The organism is Paenibacillus sp. FSL H7-0943 (assembly GCF_037963265.1).
In the GTDB taxonomy this organism is placed as follows: domain Bacteria; phylum Bacillota; class Bacilli; order Paenibacillales; family Paenibacillaceae; genus Paenibacillus_AQ; species Paenibacillus_AQ odorifer.
The window spans coordinates 2,655,016-2,671,298 of sequence record NZ_CP150148.1 but is presented as its reverse complement, the minus strand read 5'-3'; the positions used below and the strand labels follow the sequence as shown (position 1 = coordinate 2,671,298).

At 45.9% G+C, this 16,283-nt stretch carries 12 protein-coding genes; 3 read left to right on the top strand and 9 right to left on the bottom strand.

Annotated features, from left to right (window positions below):
* Positions 1-52: 52 nt before the first annotated feature.
* Complete coding sequence (locus NSQ55_RS11420) at positions 53-1,294, bottom strand: metallophosphoesterase family protein (RefSeq protein ID WP_339173381.1); 1,242 nt, start codon at positions 1,292-1,294, stop codon at positions 53-55.
* Between the two features lie 226 nt (positions 1,295-1,520).
* On the opposite strand from NSQ55_RS11420, the gene NSQ55_RS11415 reads away from it, so the two are divergent.
* The 3 genes from NSQ55_RS11415 to NSQ55_RS11405 are packed head-to-tail and all read left to right on the top strand — an operon-like array spanning position 1,521 to position 4,965.
* Positions 1,521-2,234: a polyphosphate polymerase domain-containing protein gene (locus NSQ55_RS11415; RefSeq protein WP_076179754.1), complete on the top strand. Its 714-nt coding sequence runs from the start codon at positions 1,521-1,523 to the stop codon at positions 2,232-2,234.
* Positions 2,235-2,236: 2 nt separating this feature from the next.
* Complete coding sequence (locus NSQ55_RS11410; protein WP_036683492.1) at positions 2,237-2,965, top strand: DUF4956 domain-containing protein; 729 nt, start codon at positions 2,237-2,239, stop codon at positions 2,963-2,965.
* Between the two features lie 29 nt (positions 2,966-2,994).
* On the top strand, positions 2,995-4,965 hold the full coding sequence (locus tag NSQ55_RS11405; RefSeq protein ID WP_339173378.1) for a CotH kinase family protein: 1,971 nt from the start codon (positions 2,995-2,997) through the stop codon (positions 4,963-4,965).
* Between the two features lie 112 nt (positions 4,966-5,077).
* Here NSQ55_RS11405 and NSQ55_RS11400 read toward each other — a convergent pair whose 3' ends face one another.
* From NSQ55_RS11400 to NSQ55_RS11365, 8 genes are all read right to left on the bottom strand, one after another.
* Positions 5,078-5,719 carry a DUF1775 domain-containing protein gene (locus tag NSQ55_RS11400; protein WP_076130655.1) on the bottom strand — a complete coding sequence of 214 codons (642 nt, stop codon included), beginning with the start codon at positions 5,717-5,719 and terminating at the stop codon, positions 5,078-5,080.
* Between the two features lie 63 nt (positions 5,720-5,782).
* On the bottom strand, positions 5,783-6,442 hold the full coding sequence (locus NSQ55_RS11395) for a response regulator transcription factor (protein WP_038570057.1): 660 nt from the start codon (positions 6,440-6,442) through the stop codon (positions 5,783-5,785).
* Entirely contained in the window at positions 6,439-7,212 is a 774-nt protein-coding gene (locus NSQ55_RS11390; protein ID WP_254857126.1) for a histidine kinase, read from the bottom strand. Before NSQ55_RS11390 ends, NSQ55_RS11395 begins: the two co-directional genes overlap by 4 nt.
* Before the next feature lie 286 nt (positions 7,213-7,498).
* Positions 7,499-8,392, bottom strand: a complete 894-nt coding sequence (locus tag NSQ55_RS11385; RefSeq protein ID WP_339173373.1) for a hypothetical protein — start codon at positions 8,390-8,392, stop codon at positions 7,499-7,501.
* Between the two features lie 20 nt (positions 8,393-8,412).
* Positions 8,413-9,333 (bottom strand): cysteine synthase A, encoded by a 921-nt coding sequence (cysK, locus tag NSQ55_RS11380; RefSeq protein WP_076193883.1) that lies wholly within the window; start codon positions 9,331-9,333, stop codon positions 8,413-8,415.
* A 147-nt stretch (positions 9,334-9,480) separates the two neighbouring features.
* Entirely contained in the window at positions 9,481-13,383 is a 3,903-nt protein-coding gene (locus NSQ55_RS11375) for a discoidin domain-containing protein (RefSeq protein ID WP_339173370.1), read from the bottom strand.
* 266 nt (positions 13,384-13,649) lie between these two features.
* Positions 13,650-15,344: a methyl-accepting chemotaxis protein gene (locus NSQ55_RS11370; protein WP_339173368.1), complete on the bottom strand. Its 1,695-nt coding sequence runs from the start codon at positions 15,342-15,344 to the stop codon at positions 13,650-13,652.
* A gap of 161 nt (positions 15,345-15,505) precedes the next feature.
* Positions 15,506-16,204: a cyclic nucleotide-binding domain-containing protein gene (locus NSQ55_RS11365; protein WP_036683474.1), complete on the bottom strand. Its 699-nt coding sequence runs from the start codon at positions 16,202-16,204 to the stop codon at positions 15,506-15,508.
* Positions 16,205-16,283 lie beyond the last annotated feature (79 nt).

Below are 16,283 nucleotides of genomic sequence, written 5' to 3'. Positions count from 1 at the left end.
CCGCCTTTACAGCAGAGAAGGTATTTAAATAATATTATCCAATTCCCTTAACTCAATGTGTCAACACAAACTCATCCAGCAGCTTTCCATCCACATCATAGGCCTGATAGGTTAATGTATCCCCGGTAACGTTAATGCCCGCAAACATTTGCTTATTGTTCTGAAAATGCACCGCATGATAGAACTGATCTTCTTTTTTCTCGTTAAATTTCCCTCCAGAAGCGTTGGTCACCACATAGACTGTCCCTCGTTTAGCACCTTTGGAACTCTCACCTTCTGGAACTATTTTTCCGCCACGTAACGGGTAGGATCTGGAGTATTCATGATTATGACCCTGCAGCACTAAATCAACCTCATACGTATCAAAAATATCCGTCCAATTTTCAACTTTCTTATAGGAGTTCCCCCCGTAAGCCGGACGGTGCATCGCAACGATTTTCCACTTCTTGTCTGTGTTCTTCAGATCTTCCTTCAGCCACTCCGTTTGCTTTTTTAGATTGCTCTCTGTATTCAGTACCGTTACATGCACTGGTCCATAATCGAAGGAATACGAGGTGCCTGCAATTGAACCCTTTGCCCCATTATCCGGCAGGTTGAAGTGTGAAGTATAATACGTTGCATCCTCATCCACCTCATCATGATTGCCTGTTACCGGCATTAACGGAATCCCTGAAATCCAGCCCTGCACATTGCCAAAAAAATCATCCCAGCCTGCCGAATCCTCCGGATTCTCCGTCAAATCCCCGTTATGCACAATAAATTTGGCTTCAGGAAATGTCTGAAAAGCCTTGTTCAGTGTATTTCCCCACAGCTTAAAATCCTCTGCCGTTTCCCCTTGAGAATCCGTTACGTTGATAAAAGACACACTGTCCAGTCCATCTTCTTCCGTTGTAAATTCCGCTGCCGGACTCCATTCTCCTTCAACGCCACTACCCACTCTATAAGTATATAACGTCCCGGGTTCAAGACCCGTAGCTTCCACTTTATGAACACCTTTGGTGCCATTGTCTGTTTTGATGGAACTACTTTTCGCTTCTACCCTTTGTACATCCGTATTTGTAAAAGAGGACACCTGTCCCTTTACAATCTCCAGAGTGCCTGCTGCACTCGAATCACTTGTATACCAAGTAAACGCGCGGCTTGTGCTCGCATCTCCCTTAAAGGTAGTCACGAGATCATACGGTGCTGGTGAATTTGCATTACTTCCGCTTTTCGATCGTTCCAACCCATAAGCCACTAAAATAACCACAATCACAAGCACTCCTAGGATTATGGCAAATTTATAGTCTCTCATCACGGTACCTCCTTATGAAAATTTCTCTCTAGCCTTCTAAATAAGATAGCCCCCTGCAAAGTCAGAAGTCAAATCTGCACACGAATCTTTATACAGACTTTTGTTAACGCAGTGTAAAACATTCAGCAAACATTCAGTCTATTTTAAGTTAAGCATAAGGTCTGTCTCCTAGAATTAGTCAAGCAGGAAGGTTAGCCAGAGATAGAGAGAGAAACGAGGTGTGAAAATGAATAAGAAGCTTCAATTCCGGCATGAACTTAAATTTTTCATTAACTATCATCAATACCTTATATTGCGCCAGCGATTGCAAAGCTTGATTGAGAAAGATCAACACGCTAATGAGAGTGGAGAATACCACATTCGTAGTTTGTATTTTGACGATATCAACAACACGGCACTTGCAGACAAGCTCGGCGGTCTCCGAGAACGGGCCAAATACCGGATTCGCATTTACAACATCCAAGACAACATCATTCACTTTGAGAAAAAAATTAAAATGGACGATTATATCGCCAAAATCAAAGAACCGCTAACCCGGCAAATGTACGACGAGATTATGGCGGGCAACTACGAAGTGCTGAACGTCCCGGACAGTCCGCTGTTCATGGAGTTATACGATCAGATGCGCCATAACCTGCTGCGACCCAAGGTCATCGTGGATTATGTTCGCGAGCCTTATGTTTGCCACAACGGCAATGTGCGAATAACGTTCGATAAAGAACTACGTACGGGCCTGCACTCTACGGATATTTTCGATAAGGATTTGCATCCGATTCGGGCGATTGATGAGAACTTCATAATTTTCGAAGTGAAATTCGATGAGTATATTCCGGAGTACATTAAAATCGCATTGCAGCTGGAGGGACTGAATAGGCAGTCCGCTTCAAAATACGTGATCTGCCGCAAATTCTTAAAAACTAACACTTGGGAGGATTATTGATTATGAATGCATCACTAGCACCGCTAGCAGCTACAACAACGACTACAGATACTACAAATAATTTTTCAGACATTATTAAAAACTCGGTGATCGACAATTTTGTATCTGATATTAGTATCTCCAAGATGCTGATTACCTTGGGCGTAGCTTTTCTGATCGGATACTTCATTTACCTGCTTTACAAACGTGTCTTTAGCGGCGTTTTATATTCCAAAAGCTTTAACGTCTCACTTATGGGCATGACCATGATTACAGCTACTGTCATTATCGCGATTAACTCTAACCTTGTGCTGTCCCTCGGTATGGTCGGCGCATTGTCCATCGTTCGTTTCAGAACACCAATCAAAGATCCAACTGATCTGATCTTCTTGTTCTGGGCAGCTGTAGCAGGGATTGTAACGGGAGCAGGATTTTTCACCTTGGCTATTATCGGTTCGATCATTATCGGCCTCATTTTGTTCCTGTTCATCAAACACTCTTCTATCGAAACGCCTTACTTACTGGTCATTAACTGCGACAGTGATGAAAGTGAACGTGAAGTACACAGCCATATCACCAAATCCGTAAAACGCTACAATGTGAAGCAAAAAACAGTCTCCGCAAACAATATTGAATTGACGCTGGAGCTTCGTCTGGATGATAAAGTAGGCGGCTTTGTCAACACAGTCTCTGACCTAAAAGGTGTCAAAAATGCACTCTTGATCAGCTATAGCGGTGACTATGTATCTTAATTACAACGAGATGAAAGGCGGTGCCCCAGATGAAAACCAGAGGTAAGTCAATCCTGCTGAGTTTTTGCTGCCTGCTGCTGGTCATCGCCGTAGCCGGGTGTCAGAACGCAAGTCCGTCTGCAACAAATAATCCAACGTCTGATGCTCAGGACAAGGTCATTTCGAGTGATGAGAAAAAGCTAGACGAGCAGGTCTTTCCAAAAGATAAGGTCGTGGATGTCAAAATCACCTTGGACCCGGACGATTTTCAGGATATGTTGGATAATGCCAGTGCTGAAGAATATAAAATGGCTTCCGTCGAGTACAACGGTATGAAATACGATAATGTAGCTGTACGGACCAAAGGAAATCTCAGTCTCAGAAGCGTAGTACAGATGACAGACTCTGACCGCTACAGCTTCAAAATTTCTTTTGATGAGTATGTTAACCAGAATTTATTCGGCATTACTAAGATCAACCTGAATAATAATTACAGCGATGCTTCTTATATGCGTGAATTTCTGACTTATGAGCTCGCTGAAAGTGTCGGTCTCCCGACGCCGAAATATTCCTTCGTCAATGTGTATGTAAACGATGAACTGAAGGGTTTCTATCTTGCAGTAGAACAGATCAGTGATGCTTATCTGGAACGCAATTTCGGCAACACTTATGGTGCACTTTATAAAGGTGTAATGACCGGTCAGGGCAGTGATTTGACTTGGCTGGGCGATGATCCATCCCTCTATACTGGACTAGAAATGAAATCCGATAAGTCTAACGATGATATTCTTGTCGACATGCTGAATGAGCTAAACAACGGCACCGATTATGAAAAATACATCGACGTAGAGGAATCGCTGAAGTATATCGCTCTAAATGCGGTCACGGGTAATATGGACAGTTATTTAGGTGGAAATAAGCAGAATTATTACTTATATGAAGACGATGGGGTCTTCTCGATTCTGCCGTGGGATTACAATATGGCTTTTGGCGGCATGGGAAGCGCAGATGTGTTAATTGACGAGCCTACCCAAGGTGCGTTGGCAGAACGACCACTGATTGCGAAACTGCTCGCTAATGATGAATACAAAACGAAATATCACGAAATTGTTAGTGAGATGATTACTGGCTATCTAGCGGACGATACGTTCCAGGCTCGGATGGATGAGCTGAACACGATGATTTCCAGCTATGTCAAAGCGGATCCATCCGCCTTCTACACTTTCGAACAGTATGAAAATGGGATAAAGGCTGTTGAGACCTTCATGTCGAACATGGCCACAAGTATCCAGCAGCAGCTCGACGGCACCATTCCTTCCTCCGGTGACGGATCAGGAAGTGGTGGTGGCATGGGCGGCGGTGGCTTTGGTGGCGGCGCTAAAAATGGCGCAGCTCAAGGCGCTGCGGGTGCTGGGCAGGCCACAGGTGCGGATGGCGCTACTGGTAATACTGACGCAAATGCAGCTGCACCAAATACCGAAGGGCAAGCGGCTACGGGTGGACAGACTGCCCAAGGCGGTGCAGGGGGTGAACCTGGTGCCATGGGCGGACCGGCTATCCCTAATGGCGGCGAGGGGCCTGGCAGTAACTCACAAGCAGCTGCGGGTGGGCAGACTACACAAACAGGGCAAACTGCTCAGGGTGGACAGGCCAACACCAACGGCCAAGCTGCTCAAGAGGGACAGGCCAACACTAACGGCCAAGCTGCTCAAGGTGAACAGGCCAACACTAATGGCCAAGCTGCTCAAGGTGGATTTGACGGCGGCGCGGGTGGTGAGCCTGGAGCTATGGGCGGACCCGCTTTCCCTGAAGGCGGCGGAAATGGTCCTGGTGGTGGCGGCATGGGCGGCGGTGGCTTTGGTGGCGGTATGCCTGGTGGTATGGGCGGTGGCGACTTTGGTGGTGCTGGTACTATGCAGCAAAAAGGCAGCACGAGTGAAGCCATCACAACTGGCGTCGCCATCCTTCTCCTAATACTAACAGCTGCATTCATAACCTTTTACAAACGCAAACGGCTGTAGATAAGTAAAAAGTATCCTCATAAACAAATAATTCATGCAAGAAGCCTCCGTCGTTTATTGGCGGAGGCTTCTTGCATGAACACTATATTCTTGTATCACAACTATTTCCCGCTTACTCTTTTCGCCCGCGCAATATACTTATGGTTGCTATTAAAAAGGCTAGTAAAGAGATCCCTAATGCGATATAGACCATTGGGTTGACACTGGTAGAGTTGTTCTCGCTTTCCATGATGGCATTATGTTCTTCCATGCTCATTCCATTGTCACTGGAACCATGAGAATGTTCATCCCCACCGGAGGCTTGCACAATCGAAGTAATAGAATGCGGACTTTCTGTTCCTGCCTCACCAGACCACTGCACCAAGCTGCCATCGGCATAATGCTGATAAGCATCCCAAGCAATGTCGCCTGCAGTATCAGGATTCTTTGCTGTGAAATAGAAACGTTGGAATTGCCCTGCTTTAATTCCTTCTCCATTAGCTATCCAGCTAACTTTGTTCCCCTCAATGGTAACATCCCAGCCCGGTGTAGCCTCATATTGCTTGAACTCGGCACCTGCCGGGATTCGTAGATCCACTTGTACAGTCGCCACATCTTTTTCTGAAGGAACTTTAAGTGTGTAAGTCTCCCATGCTCCGGTACTGGATTGTGCTGGTGCTACGGTTACATGCGCGCTAGCCACGGCTGCGAACAACAGAAGTGTTGCAGCGGCTGGTGCGAAGAGTGTCATTATTTTGCGAGATAATCTGTTCATAGTTAGAGTGCCTCTTTCTTTAAGTAATTTTATCATTATTCACTTTCATCTCTATCCTCATATTTACCGCGGAAAATCACGTTTACGTGAAGCAAGCCCCTGCTCCAGAGCATAACGCGTCAGCTGCGTACGATTTTGGAGTTGAAGCTTCTGAAGGATGTTTTTCAGATGGTTTTTTACGGTATGCTCCGAAATCGACAGGCTTATGGCAATCTCTTTATTCGTCGATCCGGAAGACACACAGCTTAAAATCTCCTTCTCCCTTGCCGTCAATGACTCTCCTTCGTCCGTTACTGAAGGAACGGTAAATTCTTTCAAGATTTGAAAAGCCAGCTCCCGGCTTAGCGGTGCTTCTTCATTCACAATGGCTTGCAAATATTCAATCCAGGTGGAAGGTGCCAGATTCTTGAGTAAGTACCCTTGTGCGCCTTGCTTCAATGCTTCGAGGAGGTGGGAAATTTCGTCCGATACCGTAACGATAACGATTTTGACATAGGGATATTCCTGCTTGATCCGGCGAGTAGTCTCCAGCCCGTCCATCTCCGGCATCTGAATGTCGATAAGAATAAGATCAGGCATCCACTGGGCCGTGAACGCGATCGCCTCAGGACCACTCTCCACTACACCAATGACCTCAAAACTATCATCCATGGACAAAATCTCACACATCGCCTCACGCGCATGCGCATGATCATCCACAACCAAAACCCGGTACCGGCTCATAAACTTCCCCCTCCTTTCGTAATTTCCACATTTGTCCCCGTATTGCCGGAGCTCACCTGAAGCTTCCATCCCATTCCTTCGACACGTTCCTTCATGATCTGAAGGCCGTAACTTCCGTTCACCTCAAAGGGATCATGCTGAAATCCTTCGCCATTGTCGACAATCGCCACGCTCCAGTTTTTCTCAGTGCCTGCACCTGTGATAGAAACCTTCGCCGCTCTTGTATGCTTACGCACATTAATAATAGCCTCTCGGATACAAGATAGCAGTTCTGCTTTTTCCGAAGGAGAGAGGGCTTCATCCTGTAGACTCCAATCCAAGGAAACCTCAATCATAATCTCGTTAGCCATTTGAGCAAGCTGATCTTTAACCGACTGTTCCAATGAAAAAGAGTGCTGCTCAGACACTGGTACCTTCAGATTGGCGATCGCCTGCCGAACATAACGGTTCACCTCGTGGACGGTCTTTTTGATCTGATCCACATTTTCTTCGCTGACTTCCCCATTCCTGCGGCTTGCTTCCAAACGATCTATTTTGACAGATAAAAGAAATAAAGATTGCGCCATCCCATCATGCAGTTCCTTAGCTAGCCCTTCCCGGGCTTTCATTGCCTCTTTGAGCGCACGTTCCTGCTCCAACTCCCGCTGATTCCGCTCCATCAGCGAAAACAAAGGGACGAGCAAAACAAGAGTGAACAAAAATACGAGGACAGGTGTCAAATAATTCCCCAGATCCATCGAGATATAAGGCATTAGAAACTGATGGCGCACGACCTCCCAGATCCCTACCATTAGCGTTGGCAGTAACAGGATCATATACTTGATTCGGTTATACGTTGCTGTCCCCTCCCGTACATCTAATGATTAACAATATCACCGTCACAATTCTGCTACATGACTCGATCGGGCTATTTAAAGTTCTTATTGTTACAAATTTAAGTATTTTAAAAAAATAATGCTATCCTTCATAATATTATAAGCAATATATAGTGAAAATTTATACTTTCTTATATTGTAGCAAAAAAAAGATACATCCTTCGATGTATCTGCATCCCAGTTATAGTGGTGATGTGTAGCGTCCGTATTGAATGTCCATTTCTTTAAAAACATCTCCCTCTTTTTTCAGGAAAAATGTGTTTACGCCTTCCGCTCCCCACCACTCCATACCGAGTAATGGACCTTCAGCAGTTTCCGCCGCAAAAAGAATAGAGAACATCTCAGGTATCACTTCCCCGCCATCATCCACTCTCCAGACGGAAAATTCATCGCCTTGAATGACAGCCGGATAATCCATAAAGGTAAGCCCGGCCTTATCTTCCAGCACGAGACTAAATAACATCTCCTGATCCTGCCTAATGAATTGAACGAGATACAGCTGCCGATCACCAGACAGGTCAGCAAGTTTCCAAATGTGCTCTACTTCACGATTTTTCGCAGAAACAATATTCTGCCGCACACTTTCTGCAACATTTAGCGAGGCTTGCTTAACCCCCGTAGGCTTAACAGAGATTAGCGCATTCGCATTAAACTCTGCCTGATCCGTCAGGTAATAGGTCTCATCAGGGGTCGCATTCCCCGCTTCAACCGTATAAAGATACCCTGGCAGATTCACAAAATTGTGAGCCATCTCCCGGCCATTACTGTTCTCCGTACCCTCCTGCCATTTATTCAATTTCACTTTTAGCACTTGCCCATGATCGCCGATCGCCTCATTCAATTGTTGCATTTGCGCATCCAGCCCTTTTTCCTGCCCGGTGACTAAGATGCTCTTGCCAGACTCATCTGCAAAACCAAAATTCGCCTTCAGCTTTTCAGCTTCCAGATAAGCTGCTGGCTGCTGCATACTTGCCGTTGGTGTCGGCTCTGCACTTGGAGAAGGGGTTGGCTTGTTAGAGCCTGAGCAGCCCGCCAACAGTAGAACAATAAGGAAACTCACACTGAGCTTATTCATTCCCATTCCTCCAGACGAAACTAAAATATTCCCATACTAAGATACCGTTCCCCTGTGTCAGGTGCAATGCAAAGCACGCGTTTGCCAGCCCCAAGACGACGCGCTTCCTGCAACGCCGCCCATACAGTGGCACCACCGGATGGACCCAGCAGAATTCCTTCTTTTGCAGCCAGCGTTCTTACCGTCTCCAAGGCAGCCTCATCCGCGACTTGAACGATGTCATCGTAGACCTGTGTATTCAAAATGGCGGGTACGAAGCCCGGACTCGTTCCTACCAGCTTATGTGGTCCTGGCTTTCCTCCAGATAATACGGGCGAGCCTTGCGGCTCAACCACAAGAACCCGGATATCAGGTAGATGCTCACGCAAAACCTCACCGGTTCCAGTTATCGTGCCCCCAGTTCCTGATGAAGCAACAAACATGTCCAGCTTACCTTCCATTTGCTCCAGGATTTCCAGAGCGGTCGTTGTCCGGTGAATATCCGGGTTGGCTTTGTTCTCGAATTGCTGTGGAATAAAACTGTTCTCCACTTCTTTTCCCAGCTCAATCGCTTTTGCTATAGCTCCCGGCATCCGTTCTGCTGCGGGCGTCAGCACAACATCCGCACCATAAGCCTTTAGAATATTGATTCGTTCCTTGGTCATATTATCAGGCATGACAAGAATCGCTTTATACCCTTTTGCCGCGGCATTCATCGCTAAGCCTATCCCTGTATTTCCACTAGTCGGCTCAATAATCGTCCCGCCCGGCTTCAGCAAACCTGCTAGCTCGGCTTGCAGGATTAGATTATAAGCTGCCCGGTCTTTTACACTGCCACTTGGATTAAAAAGCTCCAGCTTCACGTATAGTTCTGCATCTTGGGGGCTAGTCAGCCGATTTAATCTTACAACCGGTGTATTCCCAATCAGCTCTGTTATATTGTTAACCACTAAGGATGTCATTTTAGAGCCTCCTTCATTTCTGTACCTTCCATTATTGTAACGTGAGCAGCACCTCCTGTCGATTCAGAACCTTAGTTTCTGCAACCTGAAAACAACCGCCCCCCACGAAAGCGGGAGACGGCTGTTCAGTACTGGCAGCATTTATTTTTAAGGATTAACGTTAATCGTAAAAGTAGACGTATTATTTTTAATATTCGTTACCGTGTTGGTAATCTTCAGATTGTTAAAGGTGGCTGACCCTCTGGCAGGACCTTGCCCAGCCTCAGCCGCTTCATTTACCCAGATGCCCACTCCGGATTTGCTGTCAAAAGCATCTCCACTCTTTTGCGCACCGGAAATTGTGACATTCGTGAAGAGGGTATCTGTCACTGGGAATTGCGGCGTGGAGCCGACATAGTTGGTCTGGAACATGATGCCATGATAGGTTGGATCAATGATATCCACATCACTGACACGAATGCCTTGGAATACCTTAGAGGCTGAGAATACCCAGATTGCCGGGAAGGTCTGTGCCCCCCAGAAATGTCCACCTGCACGAACAATGGAAATATTCTCAAAATTCGTTGTCGGTGAAGCGCCAAAGCCGTTCATTGGATACCCGAAGTCAAGCGAGCTGATCGTAATTCCAGAATAGCAAAGCGTGTCAGCAATATAAATGTTGCGGAAGGTATTGGCATATCCGCCATAGACGGCTACACCGGCTGCCCGCCAGGTCAAGATTGAAGTGAGATTCTCATAAATATTATCCTTCATATCTGCACCACCGGAATCAATAGCTGAAAACAATGCAAAGCTATCATCCCCTGTTGCCCGTGCCTCAATATTGGATACGAGATTATTCGTGCTGCCATTCGTCATATTGATGCCGTCAGCGAAGGTGTTGCGGATACGGGAGTTTTTGATCACCATGTAATCCGTATTAGCTCCCCAATACATACACACCTGATGTTCGGTCCAGATGTTATCGATCGTAATATTTGCCACATTGGAGAAATCAAATACTTTACCCGGGCCATCAATACGTGATGTGTAGTTCCCAAAGTAAGCAAAATTCGCAAAAGTAGAGCCGTTAGCGGTATCGCTTGCCCGGAAACCGATATCCGTATTCTCCTGATTCGTTGGAGCGTAAAATCTGGTATACCATGGGCCCGCACCAATGATTTTCATTGCTTTTCCATAGACCTGAAATTTACTGGAGGTCTGATAGTTACCGGCCGGCAAATACACACCTACGAGATTTCCGGTCGTATCCATGCGTACTTTATCTAGCGCATTTTGCACATCCTGATGTGTAAAGCCGGCTGGGACCGTATATTTGGCCGGATCTGGATTGGCAATCGGTGATACCTGCTCCAAACTGATGAAATCAATGGCATACTGCGAGGTATTTGCCACATCCTTTTGCAGTCGAATCGTACTACCTTTCGGAATCGTGCTGTCGAACATAATGTTAGCTTCATCATAAATATGCCGCGGAGAACCCGCGCTTGGTGAATTGCCGGGACTTATCTCTGAACCGTACAGCCATGCATATTTAGAGGTCAGATTAATCGCCTTGGTATAAACTCCGTTCACATAGATGTTCAGTGTAGCATTCGTACCGTCTCCACTCGCCGAATCTGGAATGGAGAAGCGGGTGACCAGTGTATTAGTGTCAGCCTTAGTAGTGAATTCTACATAACTGCCTGTAGTATTCAGTGTGACTGCTCTTCTGCCTGAAGCCTCACCCGCAAGATCTCCAATGGTCCGATTAGCAGTAAGCTTCACAGCCCCGCCACCAATCACACCCTCCTCAGCCTCATACATGTCGTAAGGCATATTGGCTCCACGACCTACAAAAAGAGACTGTGTTTGAATATTATTGGCCTGTTTAACTGGCAGCTCATTAGTGTCTACGGCAATTTCCGTCTTCACAGTATATTTGCCATTAGCTGCTGTCCAAGTGCCAAGACTAACAGGAGGCGCTGTTACTCCACTGCCAATCACGCCGTTATAGGTTCCAGTTAAGGTTTGGAGTACAGCATTCGTAGTAGCATCCAGAACCTTCAAGGTTATGTTATGCGCACCCCCTGCGGATGCTGCTGTCCCTTGATTCTTGATTGCCACCGAGAAGCTGACCACATTGCCGCCTGCTGGATTGCTTGGTGTCCAGCTAACAGGGGAAGCTACTAGATCAGAACTGGATACGGGAGCAATAATAAGAGAATTTGGGCTAGTGAAGCTGTTATTGCCTTCGTTCAATTCAATAACCGTATTATTCTCGTCAACCTTTGCAGTTAAAGTATAGGTAGCAGCATCCTTTGCGCCCATATTTAAAGTGACGTTCGTAGATGCGCCAGCCGCTAATGCCCCCACTGGGCTAGTGCCTACAAGTGTGCTGCCCAAGTAGAAATTCACATTAGTCGCTATGGAAGCTAACGTTCCAAGGTTTTTTACCGTTGCATTTAAAGTAATGGCATTGGTCTCTACTGGAGCTGAAGGTGACCATGTAAGGCCGGTTATCGCCAAATCCGGATTAGCAGCTGGTGCACCCATCACTTGGAATTCAGCGATTTGCCCAGCGGTTGAACCAGTATTGGTGGTAATCTTCAACTGTACTTCACTAGCCGTGGCCGTTACCGGAATAGTGACCGTATTGCCAGTTGCCGGATTAAAAGTATACACGGTTGCTGGCACAAGACTAGTAAAGGCTGTTGTATTCTGATTATGCCCAAGCACTTGAATAGTCTGAGTACGTGTGGACCAGGCCGATGATGGATTCAGTTTGAGGACAATGGATGTAATATCGGCATTACTACCCAGGTTTACAGATAATGTATTGGGATAACCTCCTCCTGCTCCTTCCCAGTAAGAAGTTACATCACCGTCATTCGCATTTGTAGGAACAAAGGTAAAGACGGAAGAGGAAGCGTTGATGCTTTTGTTCAAAGCCAGATTGGAACCCGCCCCAGGCGTTGGTGTAACTGTTGGTGTCGGGGTCGGTGTTACCGTTGGAGTTGGTGTAGGTGTTACTGTCGGTGTTGGCGTAGGTGTTACTGTCGGTGTCGGTGTTACCGTCGGCGTTGGGGTAGGTGTTGCCGCTGGTGTCGGAGTTGCCGTCGGCGTTGGCGTAGGTGTTGTCGCAGAAGCTGGAGTGACGTTCAAATTATCTAGATTCACATTTCCATTGTCTCCTGCATCGTACTTATAAGTAATCGTGTTAGCGCCAGCATTCAGAGCCAGCGTCTCAATCTTTGTTGACCAAGTATTCCAATTGGCCAGATTCGCAAGTGAGGTTTGCTTAATTTTAGTTCCATTCACATAAACACTAATGGTTTTTGTACTGCCTGATGCATTTGAAAATCTTAATGTAGCATCATAGTTACCAGCAGAAGCCACATTAACGATAAATGCAGTCGCAGCACCTTGATTTAGGTAACCATCAACAAATCCTGTACCTGTATAACCTGTATGATCCGTGTTAACCTTGGCACCACCGGATAATGCGGCATCCTCCGCTTCATATCCTGAGGATGGAGTTGTAGTTGTATTACCATGAACCTCAAATTCCGCTAACTGTGCTGCTGGCCAGACCGTATTGGATGTGAAATTCAGTTTAACATATCTGACATTCGCAGCTGTAAAGCTGATGGTCACTGTATTGGAATCAATCGTTGGATTAAATGTATAATTGGCGGAATCTACTAAGTTATTGTAAGTTGCATCATCTGTACTTCCTTGCACCGCTAACGTTTGAGTTCTTGTTTCCCAATTCGTTGGCAGCTTTAGCACAACCTGATTCACGCTGCTTGCTGCCCCTAAATCTACTTTAATCCATTGCGGAAAAACACCGCTTGCGCTCTCCCAATACGTTCCTTGGCTGCTGTCATTAGCATTGGCTGCTACGTATACATCACCGAAGGAGCTTGAAGTAATAGTCTTCCCTTGGGCTAAATTCCCCGCAGCTAAACTCACCGAAGGATATAACCCTAACTGACCTACAAATAATATAACAATCAAAGAATATAGTACTGCCGTCTTCCCTGTAAATCTTTTAGAAGCTGCTATCATTGAATAACCACCTTCCAAAATTTTGTGGAGCTATGCAGCAGAAAGGATGCGCTTTCAAAACAGTAGTTTTATAGACATTCGCCTCCTACATTTGAAATGATGGATTACGGATACAAGCTAACTAATAACGCTAATAATATAAGTTATAGGTAGATGGCCGTCGATGGCGATTTCTATGCTTTGTATGTGGGATATTACGTTCAACAAAAAAAGCCACAGAGAGGTCAAGGGGACTATATTGCCCCTTAACTCTCCGAAGCTTCGTGTTATACATTAAATCTAGCTACCAACCCTTGCAGTCCATGCGCCATTGTACTTAATTCACTCGCAGAGGATGCAATTTGTTCGACTGAAGCCATTTGCTCTTGTGAGGCTGCTGACACATGCTGAGTACTCGCAGCGGTTGTTTCCGAGATTTGCGTAACGTTACGAATTGACTCTACAATCTCATCCGCAGCCGCCGTAATCTCCTCCACGGCTCCAGATACTTCCTGAACCTGTTCGGCGAGTGAATCTATAGATAATCGAATCTCACCGAAGGAACGTCCCGCTTCCTCGATAATCTCCGTACCTCCCTTTACTTCACGCATGCTGCTCATCATCACCTTCATGGCATCATCTGCTTCACTTTGGATCCCAGTCGCCATTTCTGCAATTTGATTGGCGGATTCCGCGGACTGCTCTGCCAGCTTACGGACCTGATCGGCAACCACAGCGAAACCTCTACCTTGTTCACCAGCACGAGCTGCCTCAATCGTCGCATTTAGGGCCAGCATATTCGTCTGCGAAGCGATTCCTTTTATGACTCCTACAATACTGCCAATCTCTTGGGATCGATTCACAAAACCTTGGACTTGCTGTGATAAAGATTGTATGGAACGATTAATCGATTCCATTTGCTGTCCTGCGGCCTGAAGGGATTCATCTCCTGTAATGGCAAATGCCGCAGAGCGATGGGAGGCTTCCGAGATGTCCTGGACACTGGCAGCAATTTGACCGATTCCTAGTGATATTTCTGAGATTGTAATTGTATTGGTCTGCAAATCATTCATCTGTCTGGCTGTTCCGGAAGCGACTTCACCCATAATATCCGATATTCGTTCTGTGGCGCCTGCCGTCACTCCACTATCTGACCTAAGCTTTGTAGAGGAATTCGCGAGACTATTCGCCGATAACTTCACCTGTTCAATCATCGTGCCCAGATTATCTGTCATTTTATTAAAGTTAAACGCCAGTTCACCAATCTCATCTTTAGAACGAACACTTAATTTGCGCGTAAGATCGGCATCCCCATCTGCAATTTCCTTCAACTGAGTGTTCACATCACGAAGCGGTTTAATAATCCGTCCAGAAATTAGCAGCGCAAGGATCACCGCGAGCACTACCGACAATCCAGTCACACCAAAGCTAGTAATCAAAGCGTTGTTACGATGCGAATTTGCCAGGCTTTGTCCATTCTCTATTTCCTCCATGAGCATGTTCTGAAACACAATCTGAGATTCAATCATAGCGTCTAATGACAGGTTCGTGAATTTCTTCTGGGCTTCCGGGAAGTTGCCTTCCTTAGCTAAGGCAAAAGCTTCCTTCAGAACGATTAAATAATCATTCCATTTGCTCTTCAGCTCAGCTACACCCTTTAACTCAGCTTCACTTAATCGGGCATTCTCCAGCTCTGTAATAGCATTTTCAATCAATGGGAGCATTTCTTCATACTGCGCCAGATAGGAATTCCGCTCATCATCTGTGTTACTCATCACATAACGAGCACCCAGCTCATCTGCGGTACGAATCTTATCCGTTAAGCCTTGAACAAGTGACAGCTTGTCCCAGTTACGATTAACCTGATCTGTCAATTGGGTAACCTTCCCCTGAAACAATGTGTTTCCGGCTATCGCCACTAGAAAGACTATGATCACAGCAGTAAATCCTAAGACTATTTTCCCACGGATACTTTTCACCATCGGTTTTCCTCATCTCTATATGTATGTAGGTCTATTTGGTACTTTTATCCTACTAGCTCTCCCTTAAGCCTCTCTGAATTTGAACTGAATGTTTGCTTAAAAAAACAAAAAGACCCCTATTTCCGGCCGAGGGCAGGAACTAATGGTCTTTTGAGATCTTTTTATTCGTATAAATTTCCGTTAGCCAGCTCTGCCAGCTTCGATTCATCCAGTACGCTTAAGCGTCCACGATTTCGTGTAATGATTCCTTCATCAATAAAACGACGTACGATTCGATTTAGATGCCGATAGCTTGTGCCAAGCAATTCTGCTGTCTCAATAAGACTTGAGGTCCGAATCTCCTCCACTCGCCGGTCACCGTTTTTATCTGCGAACAAAGACATTAAATAACTGGCAAATCGATTCTCCACAGGATACAACAGGTTAAGTGCGGAGGCTTGACCGAGCGTATGCAATTTGTGACTAAGTTCTCCGACGAGAAAACGTAACAACGCTGTATTTTCCTCAAGCTCTCTCAGGAGTAGTCTTCTCCCTGCAAAAAGAATCAAGCTCTCACCCACAGACTCCACTTGATTCTTAACAGGGAACCGGTGAAGGAGCTCTACATCCCCAATCACAGATATCGGATTTGTAAACCGCACCAGCATAGATTTGCCATTTGGCAGCAAGGTCTGAATTTTGAGCTTGCCCTCAACCAATATGAACATCCCATCCAATTGATCGCCAACCAAACACAGCTTTTCTTCATCCGCGTAACGTCTCAACTCCATTTTATGCGTTACCAGCGGGCTAAATATTCCGTCCAGACCGTTCTTCACTGCCAAGGCACGGACAGCCTCACGGTCATTTATCGTCTGCATGTAGTGCCCCCTCTATTGTTTGCTCCAGTGTAATTTAGAATACCCCACAAAAAAAGGACATATGTCCTTTTTAATAAGG